This is a genomic window from Rhizobium sp. UFLA01-1127 (genome assembly GCF_059803845.1).
In genome coordinates this window covers 35627-54162 of the sequence record NZ_JAUQTZ010000033.1, presented here as the reverse complement: position 1 = coordinate 54162, position 18536 = coordinate 35627, and the positions used below count along the sequence as shown (strand labels likewise).

General features: G+C 60.7%; 18 protein-coding genes. 16 read left to right on the top strand and 2 right to left on the bottom strand.

Going from position 1 to position 18536, the window contains the following annotated elements:
- The 4 genes from Q4Q11_RS11075 to Q4Q11_RS11060 form a co-directional block, all read left to right on the top strand.
- Positions 1 to 273 (top strand): ATP-binding cassette domain-containing protein (locus Q4Q11_RS11075; protein ID WP_498569508.1); only part of this gene is annotated, 273 nt, incomplete at its 5' end.
- Between the two features lie 24 nt (positions 274 to 297).
- Positions 298 to 651, top strand: a complete 354-nt coding sequence (locus Q4Q11_RS11070; RefSeq protein ID WP_112503586.1) for a DUF6867 family protein — start codon at positions 298 to 300, stop codon at positions 649 to 651.
- Between the two features lie 184 nt (positions 652 to 835).
- The gene (locus Q4Q11_RS11065) at positions 836 to 1957 is read left to right on the top strand and encodes a branched-chain amino acid ABC transporter substrate-binding protein (protein ID WP_112503588.1); all 1122 of its coding nucleotides are present in this window, start codon (positions 836 to 838) and stop codon (positions 1955 to 1957) included.
- Between the two features lie 179 nt (positions 1958 to 2136).
- A complete protein-coding gene (locus tag Q4Q11_RS11060; RefSeq protein WP_113213467.1) occupies positions 2137 to 3108 on the top strand; it encodes a 2-hydroxyacid dehydrogenase in 972 nt (323 codons plus the stop codon).
- A 41-nt stretch (positions 3109 to 3149) separates the two neighbouring features.
- On the opposite strand, the gene Q4Q11_RS11055 is transcribed toward Q4Q11_RS11060, so the two are convergent.
- Positions 3150 to 4073, bottom strand: coding sequence for a response regulator transcription factor (locus tag Q4Q11_RS11055; protein WP_113222843.1), 924 nt, complete (start codon positions 4071 to 4073; stop codon positions 3150 to 3152).
- 1 nt (position 4074) lies between these two features.
- On the bottom strand, positions 4075 to 7455 hold the full coding sequence (locus Q4Q11_RS11050) for a hybrid sensor histidine kinase/response regulator (protein ID WP_498569507.1): 3381 nt from the start codon (positions 7453 to 7455) through the stop codon (positions 4075 to 4077).
- Between the two features lie 229 nt (positions 7456 to 7684).
- Between Q4Q11_RS11050 and urtA the strand changes: the two genes are divergently transcribed.
- The 12 genes from urtA (at position 7685) to ureC (ending at position 18381) form a co-directional block, all read left to right on the top strand.
- Positions 7685 to 8974, top strand: coding sequence for an urea ABC transporter substrate-binding protein (gene urtA / locus Q4Q11_RS11045; protein WP_113213464.1), 1290 nt, complete (start codon positions 7685 to 7687; stop codon positions 8972 to 8974).
- A 66-nt stretch (positions 8975 to 9040) separates the two neighbouring features.
- Entirely contained in the window at positions 9041 to 10666 is a 1626-nt protein-coding gene (gene urtB, locus Q4Q11_RS11040) for an urea ABC transporter permease subunit UrtB (protein ID WP_498569506.1), read from the top strand.
- Positions 10663 to 11823: an urea ABC transporter permease subunit UrtC gene (gene urtC / locus Q4Q11_RS11035; protein WP_113213462.1), complete on the top strand. Its 1161-nt coding sequence runs from the start codon at positions 10663 to 10665 to the stop codon at positions 11821 to 11823. The genes urtB and urtC overlap by 4 nt, the downstream gene beginning before the upstream one ends.
- 4 nt (positions 11824 to 11827) lie before the next feature.
- The gene (urtD, locus tag Q4Q11_RS11030) at positions 11828 to 12583 is read left to right on the top strand and encodes an urea ABC transporter ATP-binding protein UrtD (protein WP_498569505.1); all 756 of its coding nucleotides are present in this window, start codon (positions 11828 to 11830) and stop codon (positions 12581 to 12583) included.
- Positions 12584 to 12769: 186 nt separating this feature from the next.
- On the top strand, positions 12770 to 13465 hold the full coding sequence (gene urtE / locus Q4Q11_RS11025) for an urea ABC transporter ATP-binding subunit UrtE (RefSeq protein ID WP_113213460.1): 696 nt from the start codon (positions 12770 to 12772) through the stop codon (positions 13463 to 13465).
- 268 nt (positions 13466 to 13733) lie between these two features.
- A complete protein-coding gene (locus tag Q4Q11_RS11020; protein ID WP_113213459.1) occupies positions 13734 to 14555 on the top strand; it encodes an urease accessory protein UreD in 822 nt (273 codons plus the stop codon).
- Positions 14556 to 14586: 31 nt separating this feature from the next.
- On the top strand, positions 14587 to 14889 hold the full coding sequence (locus tag Q4Q11_RS11015) for an urease subunit gamma (RefSeq protein WP_104823998.1): 303 nt from the start codon (positions 14587 to 14589) through the stop codon (positions 14887 to 14889).
- A 7-nt stretch (positions 14890 to 14896) separates the two neighbouring features.
- Positions 14897 to 15151, top strand: a complete 255-nt coding sequence (locus tag Q4Q11_RS11010) for a DUF1272 domain-containing protein (RefSeq protein WP_112503834.1) — start codon at positions 14897 to 14899, stop codon at positions 15149 to 15151.
- Between the two features lie 10 nt (positions 15152 to 15161).
- The gene (locus Q4Q11_RS11005) at positions 15162 to 15467 is read left to right on the top strand and encodes an urease subunit beta (RefSeq protein WP_112503616.1); all 306 of its coding nucleotides are present in this window, start codon (positions 15162 to 15164) and stop codon (positions 15465 to 15467) included.
- A 128-nt stretch (positions 15468 to 15595) separates the two neighbouring features.
- The gene (locus tag Q4Q11_RS11000) at positions 15596 to 16024 is read left to right on the top strand and encodes a lysozyme inhibitor LprI family protein (RefSeq protein WP_498569511.1); all 429 of its coding nucleotides are present in this window, start codon (positions 15596 to 15598) and stop codon (positions 16022 to 16024) included.
- Between the two features lie 17 nt (positions 16025 to 16041).
- Positions 16042 to 16665, top strand: coding sequence for a Urease operon accessory protein (locus tag Q4Q11_RS10995; RefSeq protein ID WP_112503619.1), 624 nt, complete (start codon positions 16042 to 16044; stop codon positions 16663 to 16665).
- 3 nt (positions 16666 to 16668) lie between these two features.
- On the top strand, positions 16669 to 18381 hold the full coding sequence (ureC, locus tag Q4Q11_RS10990; RefSeq protein ID WP_113336674.1) for an urease subunit alpha: 1713 nt from the start codon (positions 16669 to 16671) through the stop codon (positions 18379 to 18381).
- The last annotated feature ends 155 nt before the right edge of the window (positions 18382 to 18536 follow it).

Below are 18536 nucleotides of genomic sequence, written 5' to 3'. Positions count from 1 at the left end.
CTGATGGCACGCCCGAAACTGCTGCTGCTGGACGAGCCGTCGCTTGGCTTGGCACCGCTGATCGTCAAGGGCATTTTCGAAGCGATCAAGGTTCTGAACCAGACCCAAGGGCTCACCGTGTTCCTCGTCGAACAGAATGCCTTTGCGGCGCTGAAGCTTTCCGACCGCGCCTATGTGATGGTCAACGGCCGGGTGACGATGAGCGGTTCGGGCAAGGACTTGCTCGCCAATCCGGAAGTACGCGCCGCCTATCTCGAAGGCGGACATCATTGAGTTTCGTTTCGCGGAGAATTTGAGATGCAGGGACTTCTCTTCGACAGCGATACCGGCGGCCGCATGGTCATCCGCGCCGTTATCGTCATCCTGGGTTTCTGGACCGCGTGGCGCGCAGGCCGCGCTGTCGCTTCCAGCTGGGAAACCTATCCGCTTGTCGTCATATACAGCTTTCTGATCGGCCTTGGCCTGCAGTTTCTGCACCATGCGCTGTTCGACGGCCCGGTGTTCGACGTCATCATCTACATCATCGACGTCGCGCTTCTGCTGATCTTTGCGACGGCTGGGTACCGGTATCGGCGTACCGATCAAATGGTGAACAATTATTACTGGCTCTATGAAAAGACCTCAGCCTTTTCCTGGAAGAAGAAGAATTGACAGTGCGCCTAAACTAGGCACAGTCTCTCGTACAACCAAGCGTCACCCAGCCCATAAAAAGCAGACGGGAACGGGCCGGGTCATGCTTCCAGAATTCGGAATGCAAGCGTTGCCGGCGTGATGATTGGTGGGTATCGCGCAGGGCAGATCAAACGGAACCCGCTCAAAAATTGGGAGTAATAATATGAAGAAGTATCTTCTGTCGGCGGTGGCTTTGTCGGCGATGATCGCTTTCGGCGGCGTTGCCAAGGCAGACATCATTGTTGGCGTTGGCGGTCCGTTGACCGGCCCGAACGCTGCGTTTGGCTCGCAGCTTCAGAAGGGTGCAGAGCAGGCAGCTGCCGACATCAACGCGGCCGGCGGCATCAATGGGGAAAAGATCAAGATCGAACTTGGCGACGACGTCTCCGATGCCAAGCAGGGCGTTTCGGTCGCGAACAAGTTCGTTGCCGACGGCGTGAAGTTCGTTGTCGGTCACTTCAACTCCGGCGTTTCCATTCCGGCCTCGGAAGTCTACGCTGAAAACGGCATCCTGCAGATCACTCCCGCCTCGACCAACCCGAAGTTCACCGAACGCGGCCTGTGGAACACCTTCCGCACCTGCGGCCGTGACGACCAGCAGGGCGAGGTCGCCGGCAAGTATATCGCCGACAATTTCAAGGGCGCCAAGGTTGCCATCGTTCACGACAAGACGCCTTATGGTCAGGGCTTGGCTGACGAAACCAAGAAGAACCTCAATGCCGACGGCATGAAGGAAGTTCTTTATGAAGGCATCACCCCCGGCGACAAGGACTATTCGGCCCTGATCTCCAAGATGAAGCAGGCTGGCGTCGACTTCGTCTATTACGGCGGCCTGCATACGGAAGCCGGCCTCATCATGCGCCAGATGGCCGACCAGGGCGTGAAGGCTCACTTCATGTCGGGTGACGGTATCGTCTCGAACGAGCTGGCCTCCATCGCCGGCGACGCCGTCGACGGCACGCTGATGACCTTCGCTCCGGACCCGCGCAAGAACCCAGCTTCCGCCGATCTCGTTGCCAAGTTCCGCGCTGCCGGCTACGAGCCGGAAGGCTACACGCTCTACTCCTACTCGGCTCTGCAGGTCATCGCCGCCGCCGCCAAGGCTGCCGGTTCCAACGATCCGATGGCCGTTGCCGACGCAATCAAGGCAAAGGGTCCGTTCAAGACCGCTATCGGCGACCTCGGCTTCAACGCCAAGGGCGACATTACCCGTCCGGACTACGTCATGTACAAGTGGTCCAAGGGTTCCGACGGCAAGTACAACTACGCTGAAATCTCGAAGTAATCTGAGAGACACGCCGATTTTTCGGCAGGCATGCGATCTGAGGAGCCCGGCCGTTGGCCGGGCTTTTCCGTTCGCGCCATTTTCATGTCCGCGAAAGCGGTTCGCCATTTCTTTCCTGCCGGAGCTGCTTTAAGTCTGCCCCTGTATCGCCAGCAGTGTATCGGCAGGAGAATGACAGCATGAGCAAACCCCGTATTCTCGTTACCCGGCGCTGGCCGGCGGCGGTCGAGACAGTGCTTTCGGAGCGTTTCGACACCACGCTGAACAAGGATGACACGGCCCTCGACGTGGGTCAGCTGCGCGAGGCGCTGCACATCTATGACGCGGTTCTGCCGACCGTCTCCGACAAGCTTCCGGCCGCGCTTTTCGAGGGTCAGACGATCCGAACGAAGATTCTCGGCAATTTCGGCGTCGGCTTCAATCACATCGACATCGCGGCTGCCAGGGAAAAGGGCGTGGTCGTCACCAACACGCCGGGCGTTTTGACCGACTGCACGGCCGACCTCGCCATGCTGCTCCTTCTTTCCGCCGCGCGCCGCAGCGGCGAGGGGGAGCGCGAGCTAAGGGCCGGCGCGTGGAGCGGCTGGCGGCCGACGCATCTCGTCGGCACCAAGGTCACCGGCAAGACCGTCGGCATCATCGGCTTCGGCCGTATCGGCCGCGCATTCGCGCAGCGCTGTCATTTCGGTTTCGGCATGGACGTCGTTTTCCACAATCGCTCGGCTATCGATCCGATGGAAGCTGCGCGCTATGGCGCCGTGCAGTTGCAGAGGATAGAGGACGTTCTCGAAGTTTCGGACTTCGTCTCCTTGCATTGCCCTGGTGGCGCCGGGAACCGCCATCTCATGAACGCAGCCCGTTTCGCGGTCATGAAGCCCGGCGCCTTCCTGATCAACACGGCGAGGGGCGATGTTGTCGATGAGGCGGCGCTGATCTCGGCGCTGGAGCAGGGAAAGATCCGCGGCGCCGGCCTCGACGTCTATGAGGCGGAACCCAATATTCCCGAGCGGTTGCGGGCGATGGACAATGTCGTGCTCCTGCCGCATCTCGGCAGCGCCACGGAAGAGACGCGCACCGCCATGGGCATGAAAGTGGCCGACAACGTCATTGCCTTCTTTGCCGGACAAGCGCCGCCGGATCGGGTTGCCTAGAATCCTTCGACCCGCAACGCTGGGAGAAGAATGGCTCGCCACTATACCTCGTGCAGAACATGCGCTGCCTTGACGGCGGCGGAAGCCCGATTTTCAACGCCCAGTTTCACGTAGATCTGCTCCAGGTGCTTGTTCACGGTGCGGGCGGACAGGCCGAGGATCTCGCCGATGTCGCGGTTGGATTTGCCCTTGGCGAGCCATAGCAACACCTCGGATTCGCGCTGCGTCAGAGAGAAATGCTGACGCAGAACGCCGTCGTCGGCGCGCTGACTGGTGGCCGTCAGGCGAAAGAGATATTCGTCGGCTCCGATGGCGCCGAGAAAGGTGAACTGCAGCGCTGCCTGACCGCCATTGTTCATGGAAAGAAGATTGTCGCGAGCGGGGCCGAGCCGTTCACGTTCCAGCATGAAGGCGGCAATGTGTTTCGAGGCGAGATCAAGGCCGTCGTCGCTGCCGGTGGCGGCGTTGATGAGACGGGTTGCCTGGGGTGTCGACCAATGGATGGCGCCATCGCCCTTGACCGCTAGGAGATGACGGCCCGCAGCATCGAGCGCCACTCTCGCGCTCTGGGCGGAGCGGGCATTGCGCAAGTGGACGCGGATGCGGGCGCGCAGTTCATCGACATTGATCGGCTTGGTGAGGTAATCGACGCCGCCGGACTCAAGCGCATGCACCACATGCTCGGTTTCGGTAAGCCCGGTCATGAAGACGACCGGAATCTGGGCGATGCCGGCATTGGCCTTCAGCCGGCGGCAAGTCTCAAACCCGTCCATGGACGGCATGACGGCATCGAGCAGGATGAGATCCGGCGTAATGCGCTCGACGATGTTCAAAGCCGCCGATCCGGACGTGGCGATCAGAACCGAGAAGCCGGACTGCTCGAGCGCGTCGGTGAGGAAGCCGAGCGCCTCGGGCGAATCGTCCACCAGCAAGACTATGTCGCGGGGATGGGTAAGCTCAGCCAATCTATTCAACCTTTTCAGTATCGAAGGCGTGCAGCACGTTCAGGAAGCCGTCGAGATCGAATGCCTGCACATGGGTACGCAAGGCGTCGGTGAAGGGCTTGTTCTCGTCGAGCTTGGCAAGATCGGCAAGCTTTGCCTCCATGCCCCTGACATAGCCGATCTCGCCGAGCCGGATCAGTTCGCGGATATGCTCTATCCCCGGGCTTTTCAACGGTGGGGGCGGTTTTGGCGCAACCGGCGCGGACGCATCGGCGTAAATCCATTTCAGCCCGAGATGCAGGGCGAGCTTGTCGCGAAGCTGACGGATGTCGACCGGCTTGGCGATGGCGTCGCTGTGGCTGTCGTCGCTGTCGGTCGCGGCCGCAGCGTCGCCGATATTGGCGGACAGCATGACGATCGGCGCCGTCTGGCCATTTTCCCTGAGCCGCGAGACGAGTTGCCAGCCATTCATGCCGGGCATGGAAATATCGACCAGGAAAAGATCCGGCTTGATGCCTTCGATCAGCGTCAGGCAATCGGGACCGCCGGCGGCGGTCAGGACGATGAAATCGAGCGGCGACAGGATTTCGCGCATCAGCTCGCGATGATCTTCATTGTCGTCGACGACGACGATGGTGCGGCGTGGGTCTTCGTAGCCGACGATACGCTGTTCCTGCGCCGGCGGTTTCATAGGCCGGATTACGGCCGACAGCATCAGGCGTACCTTGAAGGTCGAGCCCACGTCTTTCTCGCTGGTGACCGAAATCTCGCCACCGAGCGTATTGGTCAGCAGCTGCGTGATGGTGAGGCCGAGGCCGAGGCCCGGCATCGGTCTGATGCTATCGGCTTCGCCGCGCTGGAAAGGCTCATAGATGCGGGTGATGTCCTTTGCCGCGATGCCGCGGCCGGTGTCTGCAACGGTGAAAGTCGCGACCTGGTTTCTGTAACCCACCTCGAAGCGAACGGTGCCCGCATCGGTGAACTTGATGGCGTTGGAAAGCAGGTTGACGAGGATCTGACGCAGCCGCTTCTCGTCGGTGCGGACATAGTCGGGCAGGGCGGCGGCACGCTCATGGATGAAAGTCAGGCCCTTGGCTTGTGCCTGGGGGTGGAACATGTCGACGATCTGGTCGAGGAAATCCTGGATGTTGATCTCGTTGGAATAGACCTGCAGGCGGCCGGCCTCGATCTTGGAAATATCGAGAAGCCCGTCGATCAGGCCGGAAAGATGCTCGGCGCTGCGGCGGATCACCTTCAGGGAGGATTGCCGGGGTGCCGGAATGGTCTCGTCGCGTTCCAATATCTGCGCATAGCCGAGCACGGCATTGAGCGGCGTGCGCAATTCGTGGCTGAGGCCCACGACATAGCGGCTCTTGGCGCGGTTTGCCGCCTCTGCCGCCTCCTTGGCACCCTGCAGGGCGGCGTCCGTCTTCTTGTGGGCGGCGATCTCCTTCAGGAGCAGCGTGTTCTGGCGCGAGGATTCCTCCTCGGCGACCACACGGCTGTCATGGGCAAGCACATAGAACCAGCAGGCGACGCCGGCGATCACGGCAAAGACGAAGAAGACGATCAGGATGGTGCGGTCGACCACCGATGCCGTCTCGGGCGAGGCGGCGCCGACCTGATGCGCGATCATCGCCAGGATCGCACCCATGGCGGTCAGCGCCAAGGCAACGGCAATGCCGTAGCGGCCGAGGCGCGTTGCAAGTTTGGCAACGATACTTTCAGGAAGCAGGGTCTTTGCGACGGTGGCGACCTGCGTATTGAGCCGAGCCTTCGGCTTGCACATGTCGTGGCAGCGGCTGTCGAGCGAACAGCAGAGCGAGCAGATCGGCGCGGCATAGGCTGGGCACCAGGCCATGTCCTCCGGCTCGAACGGATGTTCGCAAACGGAGCAGGTAATGGTCGTCAGGTTCTTCCAGCTCTGCCGTGGCTTGCGGGCGAGATAATATTTGCCCTTTGTGGCCCAGGCGATGGCGGGCGAGGCGATGAATGCCACGATCAGGGTGACATAGGGTGCAAGCGATGCGGCAATCGAGCCGAAGACGCCGAAATGCGCGATGAGAGCGATGGTTGCCGAAAGCGCCATGGCACCAAGGCCAACCGGATTGATGTCGTAGAGATGCGCGCGCTTGAATTCGATGCCGGGAGGGGCAAGCCGCAGCGGCTTGTTGATGAAAAGATCGGCGGAAACGGTGCAGAGCCAAGCCATGGCGATGATCGAGAAGATGCCGAGCGTCTCCTCCAGCAGCCGATAGATGCCGAGTTCCATCAACAAAAGCGCGATGGCGACGTTGAAGACCAGCCAGATGACGCGGCCCGGGTGACTGTGTGTCAGCCGCGAAAAGAAGTTCGACCAGGCGAGCGAGCCGGCATAGGCGTTCATGACGTTGATCTTCAGTTGCGAGATCATCACGAAGGCAGCCATCAAAAGCAGCGCGGCATTGTGCCAGGGGATCATATAGCCGAAGGCGGTCAGATACATCTGTGCGGGATCGGCGGCGCGACCTACAGGCACGCCTGAGGTCAGCGTCAGAACGACGAGAAATGAGCCGGCGAGCAGCTTCGGCGCGCCGATGATGACCCATCCCGGCCCGGCCAGGAAGATGGCCAGGCGATGGCGCCATTTGCGGTGGCCGTCCGGCGGCAGGAAGCGCAGGAAGTCGGCCTGTTCGCCGATCTGCGACATCAGCGCCAGGATGACGGCCGAAGCCGCGCCGAATTCTACCAGATCGAAAGGGGCGGCTGTGCCCGGCGCGCTTGCAGGATGATGGATACCGGCGAAGGCCCGCCAGAGATCGAATTTTCCCCAATCTGCAAAGGCGATGAAGGCGAAAGGGAGGATGTTGAGAACGATCCAGAAGGGTTGCGTCAGCAACTGGAACCGGCTGATGAGGCGCACACCGTGCGTCACGAGCGGGATCACCATCACGGCACTGATGATGTAGCCGATCCAAACGGGTATGCCGAGCGTCAGCTCTAGCGCGCCGGACATGATCGAGGCTTCGATCGCAAAGAGCATGAAGGTGAAGCTGGCATAGATCAGCGAGGTGACGGTCGAGCCGATATAGCCGAAGCTCGCGCCCCGTGTCAGCAGATCGATATCGACGCCATGGCGGATGGCATATCGGCTGATGGGCAGGCCCACGGCCAGCATGACGAGGCTGGCGACGATGATGGCGTAGAATGCGTTGGTCGTGCCGTAGGAAAGCGTGATCGTGCCGCCGATCGCCTCCAGCGCCAGGAAGGAAATAGCGCCGATCGCGGTCTGCGAGATGCGTTGCGATGAAAATTGCCGGGCGCTCTTGGCGGTGAAACGCAGGGCGTAGTCTTCCAGCGTCTGGTTCGCGACCCAGCGATTATATTCGCGCCTTACCGGAATGATGCGTTGCCGCGCCGCCATGCTTACCCTTCAGCAGTCCCGCCACAGTCACTTCGGCGGTCCGGAAATGTCGTAACACGGATCGGTACGGTGCTTAAGGGCATGAGGGTGCCCAAAGCTGCACATTTCGCCCCGCCTCCTACGTCGTTTTACGTATGTGGTTTCCCCAGGGGCTGCCAGATAGTCGCCGAAGGCAACGGTTAATCCTTGTTTACCGGCCGTTGCGGCAGACAAAAGAGGGGAACCACGGATGAAATTCAAGACTCTCGTCTCCGGCGCGCTGCTTGGCGCCATCATGTCAACCACCGCATTCCACGGCGCGTTTGCCGCCGACGACACCATCAAGGTCGGCGTCCTGCATTCGCTTTCCGGCACCATGGCGATCTCGGAAACGACGCTGAAGGACGCCATGCTGATGCTCATCGACGAGCAGAACAAAAAGGGCGGCGTCCTCGGCAAGAAGCTCGAGCCCGTCGTCGTCGACCCGGCCTCCAACTGGCCGCTCTTTGCCGAAAAGGCCCGCGAACTGATCCAGAAGGACAAGGTCTCCGCCGTCTTCGGCTGCTGGACCTCGGTGTCGCGCAAGTCGGTGCTGCCCGTCTTCAAGGAACTGAATTCGATCCTGTTCTATCCGGTGCAGTTCGAAGGCGAAGAGTCGGAGCGCAACGTCTTCTATACGGGAGCCGCTCCGAACCAGCAGGCAATTCCGGCCGTCGATTATCTGATGAAGAATGAAGGCGTGCAGCGCTGGGTGCTCGAAGGCACGGACTATGTCTATCCGCGCACGACCAACAAGATCCTCGAGGCCTATCTGAAGTCCAAGGGTGTCAAGGACGAAGACATCATCGTCAACTACACACCCTTCGGCTTCTCCGACTGGCAGACGGAAGTCTCCAAGATCAAGGCCTTCGGCGCGGCCGGCAAGAAGACTGCGGTCGTCTCCACAATCAATGGCGATGCCAATGTTCCCTTCTACAAGGAACTGGGCAACCAGGGCGTCAAGGCCGAGGATATTCCGGTCGTCGCCTTCTCGGTCGGTGAAGAAGAGCTGGCCGGCGTCGATACCAAGCCGCTTGTCGGACATCTCGCTGCCTGGAACTACTTCCAGTCCGTCGACACGCCCGCCAATGCTGCTTTCATCAAGGAATGGCACGCCTACACCAAGAACGACAAGCGCGTCACCAACGACCCGATGGAAGCCGCCTATATCGGCTTCAACATGTGGGTGAAGGCCGTCGAGAAGGCCGGCACGACCGATCCGGACAAGGTCATCGACGCGCTCGTCGGCGTTTCCGTTCCGAACCTCACCGGCGGCACCGCTACCATGATGCCGAACCATTACATCACCAAGCCGGTCCTCATCGGCGAAGTGCAGGAAAACGGCCAGTTCGATGTCGTTTCGCAAACCCCTGCCGTGGTCGGCAAGGAATGGTCCGATTACCTGCCCGACAGTAAGGACCTGATCTCGGATTGGCGCATGCCGATGAACTGCGGCAACTTCAACGTCACCACCGGCAAGTGCGGCGGCAAGGGTTCCTGATATCTGCCGACGCAAGACCGCCGCGGGCAGGCTTGTCTGCCCGCGGCAGCTCGAGGGGACTACGCAATGTTCGACAAATTCGTTTACCGCATGGCCTTGGCGCTGGTCGCCGGCTTCTGTCTGGTGCTGGCGTTGACCGCGACGAGCCTGCGTGCCCAGGAGGACGCCCACGGCCTGATCAATTCCCTCGGCCAAGCCAATTTCCAGAAGGCCGGCGATATCGTTCAAGCCCTTGCCAAGACGGGCGATCCGAAGGTGGTGCCTGCATTGCAGGCCTTTTCCGACGGCGATCTCTATATGAGAAAATCCGACAATCAGGTCTTTATCGCCAAATCCTCCGGCGACATGATGGATCTGGTGGACCCCTTGACCGGGCAGGCGGCCGGTCAGGAAGCCAAGGACAATCTCGGCAAGATCAAGATCAACAACAATCTGCGCCGTGCGGTTCGCGCGGCTCTCGGCGGTCTGACGCTGATGAGCCCGGATCGCGCGACGCGGCTTTCGGCGGCGCAATCCATTTTGAAGGCGCCGAGTGCGGATTCGCTCGAAGCCGTCGAGACGGCGCTGCAGAGCGAGAAGGACGGAGAGGTCCGGGGCGTGCTCGAGCGCGCGAGAGCCGTTGCCATACTTGGCTCGGATCGCCCGATGGAAGACAAGAAGGCAGCGATCGAAACGATCAAGGTCGAAGGCGGTCGGGATGCGATCGGCATTCTCTCCTCGGTTTCCGTGGACCAGAGCCTCAAGCCAGATGTCGCTGCCGCCGTCGCCGGCATACAGGAGCAGTTGAAGATCTGGGATGCGGTGCAGAACGTGTGGTACGGCCTGTCGCTCGGCTCCGTACTGCTGCTGGCCGCCATCGGCCTTGCGATTACCTTCGGCGTCATGGGCATCATCAACATGGCGCATGGCGAGATGGTGATGCTCGGCGCCTATTCTACTTTCGTCGTTCAAAGTATCATCCGCACATCCTATCCCGAACTGTTCGACTGGTCGCTGGCGATCGCCCTGCCGGTCGCCTTCATTGTCACCGGGGCCGTCGGCCTCGTTATCGAGCGCGGCGTCATCCGCTTTCTTTATGGCAGGCCGCTGGAGACGCTGCTCGCCACCTGGGGCATTTCATTGATCCTGCAGCAGGCGGTGCGTTCGATCTTCGGGCCGACCAATCAGGAGGTCGGCAATCCCTCATGGATGTCGGGTTCCTTCGATTTCGGCTATCTCTCGATCACCTGGAACCGCCTCTGGATCATCGTCTTTGCGCTCGGCGTGTTTGTCGCGCTCCTGCTTCTTTTGAAGCGCTCGGCCTTCGGCCTGCAGATGCGCGCGGTGACGCAGAACCGGCGCATGGCCTCCTCGATGGGGATCCGCACGTCCTGGGTCGATGCTTTTACTTTCGCGCTCGGGTCCGGCATCGCCGGGATGGCAGGCGTCGCGCTCTCGCAGATCGATAACGTCTCGCCGAACCTTGGTCAGAGCTACATCATCGACAGCTTCATGGTCGTGGTGTTCGGCGGCGTCGGCAATCTCTGGGGGACGCTGGTCGGCGCCTTCTCGCTCGGCATTCTCAACAAGTTCCTCGAACCCTATGCGGGGGCAGTGCTTGGCAAGATCCTCGTTCTCGTCCTCATTATCCTCTTCATCCAGAAACGTCCGCGCGGCCTCTTCGCGCTCAAGGGAAGGGCGGTGGAAGCATGATCACGGCCTTTATCCTCCGCGCGCTCGACCGCCGGATCAGCATCGCCATCGCGCTCCTTCTTGCCGTCGCGGTGCTGGTGCCGCTCGCCAATCTGGCCTTGCCGGAAACGAGCGCATTGCATGTACCCACCTATCTCATGTCGCTGTTCGGCAAGTATCTGACCTATGCCCTGCTCGCCCTGGCGCTCGATCTCGTTTGGGGCTATTGCGGCATTCTTTCGCTCGGCCACGGAGCCTTCTTCGCGCTCGGCGGCTATGCCATGGGCATGTATCTGATGCGGCAGATTGGCTCGCGCGGCACCTACGGCAATCCGATCCTGCCCGATTTCATGGTCTTCCTGAACTGGAAGGAGCTGCCTTGGTTCTGGTACGGCTTCGATCAGTTCTGGTTCGCCATGCTCATGGTGCTTGCGGCACCCGGCCTGCTGGCCTTCGTTTTCGGCTGGTTTGCCTTCCGCTCGCGCGTCAACGGCGTCTATCTGTCGATCATCACGCAGGCCATGACCTATGCGCTGCTGCTTGCCTTCTTCCGCAACGACATGGGTTTCGGCGGCAATAACGGCCTGACGGACTTCAAGGACATTCTTGGCTTCAACATTCAGGCCGATGGCACGCGTGCCGTGCTCTTTGCCGCGACGGCGGTATTCCTGGCGCTGGCGCTGATGCTGTCCTCGGCCATTGTCCGTTCGAAGTTCGGCAAGGTGCTTGTGGGCGTGCGCGATGCCGAAAGCCGCACGCGCTTTCTCGGCTATCGCGTCGAGCATATGAAGCTGTTCGTCTTCGTCGTATCGGCCATGATGGCGGGCATTGCCGGCGCGCTCTACGTGCCGCAGATCGGCATCATCAATCCAGGAGAATTCGCGCCCGCCAATTCGATCGAAGTCGTCATCTGGACAGCCGTTGGCGGCCGCGCCACCCTGATCGGGCCGATCATCGGCGCCATCCTGGTCAATGGCGGCAAGACCATCTTCACCGGCCTGTTTCCCGATTTCTGGCTGTTTGCGCTCGGTGGCCTGTTCGTCGCGGTGACGCTATTCCTGCCGAAGGGCATCGTCGGCACCATCGCACAATATTTTGGCAAAAAGCGCGTGCCTGCAAAGCCGCCGGCGGAGGCTGCGAAGGATGACGATCAGCAGTCGGTACAGGCCGCGGAGTAGGACCATGATCCCCGACATCAAACCCAACAGCATGCTTTATCTCAACAATGTCTCGGTATCCTTCGATGGGTTCAAGGCTTTGAATTCGCTGTCGATTGTTATCGAGCCGGGCGAGCTTCGCGCCATCATCGGCCCGAACGGCGCGGGCAAGACGACGATGATGGACATCATCACGGGCAAGACCCGACCCGACGAGGGAGAGGTATTCTTCAATGGCCAGATCGATCTGACCAAGAAGGACGAGGCTGACATCGCCCAGCTCGGCATCGGCCGGAAATTCCAGAAGCCGACCGTCTTCGAAAGCCACACCGTCTGGGACAATCTCGAATTGGCGCTCAACCGCAGCCGCGGTGTCTTTTCGACTCTCTTCTATCGCCTGACGCCAATCGATCGCGATCGTATCGAGGAAATCCTCGAGACGGTGCGGTTGTCGCATCGGCGGGAAGAACTGGCGGCCAATCTTTCCCATGGTCAGAAGCAGTGGCTTGAGATCGGGATGTTGCTTGCGCAGGAACCGAAGCTACTCTTGGTCGATGAGCCGGTGGCGGGTATGACGGATGCGGAGACGGCAGAAACGGCGGTGCTGTTGAAGGAGATTGCGAAGACGCGTTCGGTCGTCGTGGTCGAGCACGATATGGGTTTCATCCGCGATCTCGGCGTTAAGGTGACATGCCTGGCGGAGGGATCGGTTCTGGCGGAGGGCTCGATCGATTTCGTCAGCAGCGATCCAAAGGTGATCGAGAATTATCTGGGGCGGTAGTAGGCCTTCGTGGGTGGGAAGAGCCCCCTCATCCGGCCTGTCGTTTCTCCTTCTCCCCGAGGGGAGAAGGAGAAACGAGCGCCAGCAAGCCTCCAGTCGCTGCTCAGGCGAGGATACAAAGGTCATCCCCCCTCGGGAAGAGGGTCAGGGTGAGGGGGCTTGAGGGAACAGAAAGAAGATGAAGCCATGCTGACAGTCGAAAACGCAAACCTGCATTACGGCGCCGCCCAGGCGCTGCGGGGGATCTCCATCAAGGCGGAGATGGGCAAGATCACCTGTGTCCTCGGGCGCAATGGCGTCGGCAAAAGCTCGCTCCTGCGCGCTGTCACGGGACAGCATGCGTTGTCGGCGGGTACGATTGCCTTCAACGGCGTGATGCTGAACGGCATGGCGCCGTTCGCACGCGCCAAACGGGGCATCGGCTACGTGCCGCAGGGGCGCGAGATCTTTCCGCTCCTGACCGTGAAGGAGAATCTCGAAACCGGTTACGCTCCGCTTTCGCGCCGCGACCGCACTATTCCTGATGACATCTACAGTCTGTTTCCGGTGCTGAAATCGATGCTGTCGCGCCGCGGCGGCGATCTCTCGGGTGGCCAGCAGCAGCAGCTGGCGATCGGGCGGGCGATGGTAACCAGGCCGAAGATCCTGGTCCTGGACGAGCCGACCGAGGGCATCCAGCCGTCGATCATCAAGGATATCGGCCGGGCAATCCGCTATCTCAGGGATTCCACCGGCATGGCGATCCTGCTGGTCGAGCAATATCTCGATTTCTGCCGCGAACTTGCCGACTACGTCTACATCATGGATCGCGGCGAGATCGTGCACGAGGGGCTGGCAGAGACACTGGACACACCGGAGGCCCGCAGGCACCTGACGGTTTGAGGTCGTTGCCTTTCTTTTCGGCGTTTGACGGAAAATGCGGCTGATACGGTCGGCGATGGGCCAATATCGAGCTGCATTGCATAAGGCATAGAAATTGCTTGCCTTTACTCCTTGCCGGGTTTCAATGGCTACAGCGCCGCGCGTCATTTGTGACGCACAAAGGTCGCTGTAGCACTTTTAATCTGCTGGATAACTTTACCCTTAAATCGATGCCGATTTAAGGAGTTATGCAGGAGGCTTCGGAATGGTGTGGTGTGTGGAGAGGCAGATGGCGATGACGGCGGCAGGCACAAGACCGCAGAGGGCGCGTGGTCGCGGCCATCTTGCGGCCAAGGCGCTTGGCGGCCGCACGCGTCTTGCCGAGCTCTTTCAGGAGGGGGCGGCCAAGATCAGGCTGCCGGAAACCTTCGATCATTCCATGGAAGCGGTCATCATCAACACGGCAGGCGGCCTGACGGGCGGCGACCGGATGGATTGGAGCGTCGTGGCCGGGCCGGGCACGCGCATCGATGTGACGACGCAGGCCTGTGAAAAAATCTACAAGGCTTCGGCCGGCACGGCCGAGGTTGAAACCTCGATCAAGGTCGGGAGCGGCGCTCGGGTCGATTGGCTGCCGCAGGAGACCATCCTCTTCGATCGCGCCTCGCTTTCGCGTGCGTTGAATGTGGAACTTGACGATACGGCCGAATTCCTTGCCGTCGAAGCGATCCTGCTCGGGCGGAAAGCCATGGGTGAAACCATGGCGCGGGGATTGTTCCGTGATCGCTGGCGCATCCGCCGCGGCGGGCGGCTTGTTCATGCCGAGGAGCTGCGACTGGATGGCGATGTGGCTGCATTGACGGGCAAAGCGGCTGTCCTCAGCGGGCAGGTTGCCTTCGCGACCCTGCTCTACGTCGGTCCATTGGCCGAGGCCTATCTCGGCCGCATCAGGCCTCTCCTCGAAACGCATATGGGAGGCGCCAGTCACTGGGGCGAGAAGCTCGTCGTACGGCTCGCCGCTGCCGATGGCTTCGCGCTCAGAAAAATTCTAATCCCGATCATTTCCGCCTTGCGCAATGGAGCGCCAGTGCCGAAAGTCTGGAACCTGTAAATTGGGCAAACAGCAATCACATAGGTAGGCGATGAACCTCACTCCGAGAGAAAAAGACAAGCTGCTGATTTCCATGGCGGCGATGGTGGCGCGGCGGCGGCTGGAGCGGGGCGTCAAGCTCAATCATCCTGAAGCCATCGCGCTGATCACGGATTTCGTGGTCGAAGGCGCGCGCGACGGCCGCCCCGTCGCCGAGCTGATGGAGGCCGGCGCCCATGTCATCACCCGCGAGCAGGTGATGGAAGGCATTGCCGAGATGATCCATGACGTTCAGGTCGAGGCGACATTCCCTGACGGCACCAAGCTCGTCACCGTCCATGAACCGATCCGTTGAGGCTGCCATGCTGGAACTGAGACCCAATTGCGAATGCTGCGACAGGAATTTGCCGCCGGAAAGCAGGCAGGCGATGATCTGCACGTTCGAGTGTACCTTCTGTGCCGATTGTGCCGACACTGTATTGGGCGGCGTCTGCCCTAACTGCGGCGGCGATTTCGTCCGGCGTCCCATCCGTCCGGCAGCCTTGCTTGCCAAATATCCTGCTTCGACCAAGCGTGTTCTGAAAGCTGAGGGATGTGCGCCCGTCCGGGCTGCATAAGGAGAGAACCATGATCCCAGGTGAAATCATCGCTGCGAGCGGCGACATCGAACTCAATGCCGGAGCGCCGACCGTGACGCTCGAGGTTTCCAATACCGGCGACCGTCCGGTGCAGGTCGGAAGCCACTATCATTTTGCCGAGACCAATGCCGGGCTTTCCTTCGATCGCGACAAGGCAAGGGGCATGCGGCTCGACATTCCCGCTGGAACCGCCGTGCGCTTCGAGCCGGGACAGACGCGTTCGGTGACGCTGATCCCGCTGTCTGGGAAGCGCGAAGTCTATGGTTTCCGTCAGCAGGTCATGGGCAAGCTCTAGAGCATTTCCGCTTTTCTTCGAATTGCAGAAACGCTCTATCCTATTGTTTTTACGCAGTTCCGGACGCGAAAATCGCTTCGCACCTTTGCTGGAACTGCTCTCAGTTTTCTCGGGGGGATTTGATGTCGATGAAATTGCTTGCGCCTGCTGCTCTTGCCGCAGTCCTGATCTGCGCTCCTGCTTTTGCGCAGAACAATCCGGATGAGCCGAAGATCGATTGTGCTAAGGCGGAGGCGCAGACGGATTTGAACATTTGTGCCGCACTCGATTTCGATACGGCCGACAAGGCGCTGAATGCGCAATACAAGAAGACACGCGCCGCGATGGTCGCCGTCGACGCGGATCTCGATGCCGACATGAAGGGGGCCGAAAAGGCACTCGTCAAGGCGCAGCGCGCCTGGGTGGACTATCGTGACGGCGAATGCGAGGCCCAAGGGTTCCAGGCGCGGGGCGGCTCCATGGAGCCCATGCTCGTTTCCGCCTGCAAGGCGGACCTGACCAAGAACCGGACCAAGGAATTGAAGGATCTCGCAGACGGGCCGGAGGACAATCAGTGAGCCTGAGGCGCAGCATAATGATTATCGGCAATGGCGAGATCGCGGCAGGTGCAGCCGATGTCATCGATGCCGCCGATCTGGTGATCCGCTTCAACGATTGCCGTTCCGTGGGCGCGGGCGGCAGCCGGACCGATGTCATCGCGGTTTGCAATACTGGCCGCCCGGCGCGGGCCATGCTCGGCTCGGCCGAGTGGCGCAAGAGCCGTGCCGTCGCCGCCGCGTCGGAAATCTGGAGCGTGCGCGATCCGGTCAAATTCGCCGAGATGCGCGCAGCGCTGGCAATCTCGCATCCGGAGCTCGACGATTTCTGCGATGACTATACCGATCAGTTCACCGCTTTTTGCCAGGCGACCGGCAAGCGGCATGTGGTGATAGACCGATCCGTGCATGAGAGCGTCGATACGGCGCTGGCGGACTACGATCCTGGCTCCTATGTGGTGCCGAGCAGCGGCATGATCGTGATTGCCGATGCGCTGCTCCGCTATCCTGACGACGATATCGCCATTACCGGCTTCAGCCATACGGGCTGGGACGAGCATCCCTTTGCCGCCGAGAAGCGGCTGGTGGATGCCTACGTGTCCCTCGGCCGTCTGAGGCGCCTTGCCGACACGAACCTCATCTCTGCCTCCCAAGGAGACTGATTCATGCCCTACAAGATTTCCCGTGCCGCCTATGCCAACATGTTCGGACCGACCGTTGGCGATAAGGTCCGTCTGGCCGACACCGAATTGTTCATCGAAGTGGAGAAGGATTTCACCGCCTATGGCGAGGAAGTGAAGTTCGGCGGGGGCAAGGTCATTCGCGATGGCATGGGGCAAAGCCAGGTGACGCGGGCTGCCGGAGCGGTCGATACCGTCATCACCAATGCGCTGATCCTCGATCACTGGGGGATCGTCAAAGCGGATATCGGCCTGAAGGACGGCCGCATCGTCGCCATCGGCAAGGCCGGCAATCCGGATATGCAGCCCAATATCAATATCATCGTCGGGCCTGGCACGGAGGCGATCGCAGGCGAAGGCAAGATCGTGACCGCCGGCGGCATGGACAGCCACATCCATTTCATCTGCCCGCAGCAGATCGAAGAAGCCCTGATGTCCGGTATCACCACCATGCTCGGCGGCGGCACTGGGCCGGCGCATGGGACGCTGGCAACGACCTGCACGCCGGGACCTTGGCATCTGGCACGCATGATCGAATCCTTCGATGCCTTTCCCATGAATATCGGCCTTTCCGGCAAGGGCAATGCATCCTTGCCGGCCGCCCTGGAAGAGATGGTGCTCGGCGGTGCCTGTGCGCTCAAGCTGCATGAGGATTGGGGCACCACACCGGCGGCGATCGACTGCTGCCTCAGCGTTGCCGACGAATACGACGTTCAGGTGATGATCCACACGGATACGTTGAATGAAAGCGGCTTCGTGGAGGATACGATCGGTGCCATCAAGGGTCGCACGATCCACGCATTTCACACGGAAGGCGCAGGCGGTGGACACGCGCCCGACATCATCAAGATCTGCGGTCAGTCGAACGTCATTCCGTCTTCGACCAATCCGACGCGGCCCTATACGGTTAATACGATCGCCGAACATCTCGACATGCTGATGGTCTGCCACCATCTATCGCCTTCGATTCCCGAGGATATCGCCTTCGCCGAAAGCCGTATCCGCAAGGAAACGATTGCTGCCGAGGATATTCTCCACGACATCGGCGCCTTCTCGATCATTTCATCCGACAGCCAGGCCATGGGCCGTGTCGGCGAAGTGGCGATCCGTACCTGGCAGACCGCCGACAAAATGAAGCGCCAGCGTGGCCGCCTGGCCCAGGAAATCGGCGACAACGACAATTTCCGCGTGAAGCGCTATATTGCCAAATACACGATCAATCCGGCGATTGCGCACGGCGTCAGCCATGAGATCGGCTCGATCGAGGTCGGCAAGCGCGCCGATCTGGTTCTCTGGAATCCGGCATTTTTCGGCGTGAAGCCGGAGATGGTTCTGCTTGGCGGCTCCATCGCGGCAGCGCCCATGGGTGACCCGAATGCGTCGATCCCGACGCCGCAGCCGATGCATTACCGGCCGATGTTCGGCGCCTTCGGAAAGAACCGGACGAATTCCTCCGTGACGTTCGTTTCCCAGGCTGCATTCGATGCCGGACTTGCCGGCAAACTCGGGGTCGCCAAGACGCTGCTGCCCGTCAGGAACACGCGCGGCGGCATCTCCAAGGCGTCGATGATTCACAACAGCCTGACGCCGCACATCGAGGTGGACCCGGAAACCTACGAAGTGCGTGCCGATGGAGAGCTTCTGACCTGCGAACCGGCGACGGTGCTGCCGATGGCACAGCGCTATTTCCTCTTCTGAGCTTATTTCTGCCGTCAGTCACCAGCAGGCTTCAAAGCCTCGGCCGTCCGAGGCTTTTCCCATATCGCGCACTGGATGCAGCATCGAAACCCTTCGCTTTTCTTCGAAGCGCGAAAAGATTCTGTCCTTTTGCTTCGACGCAATTCCATATGGAA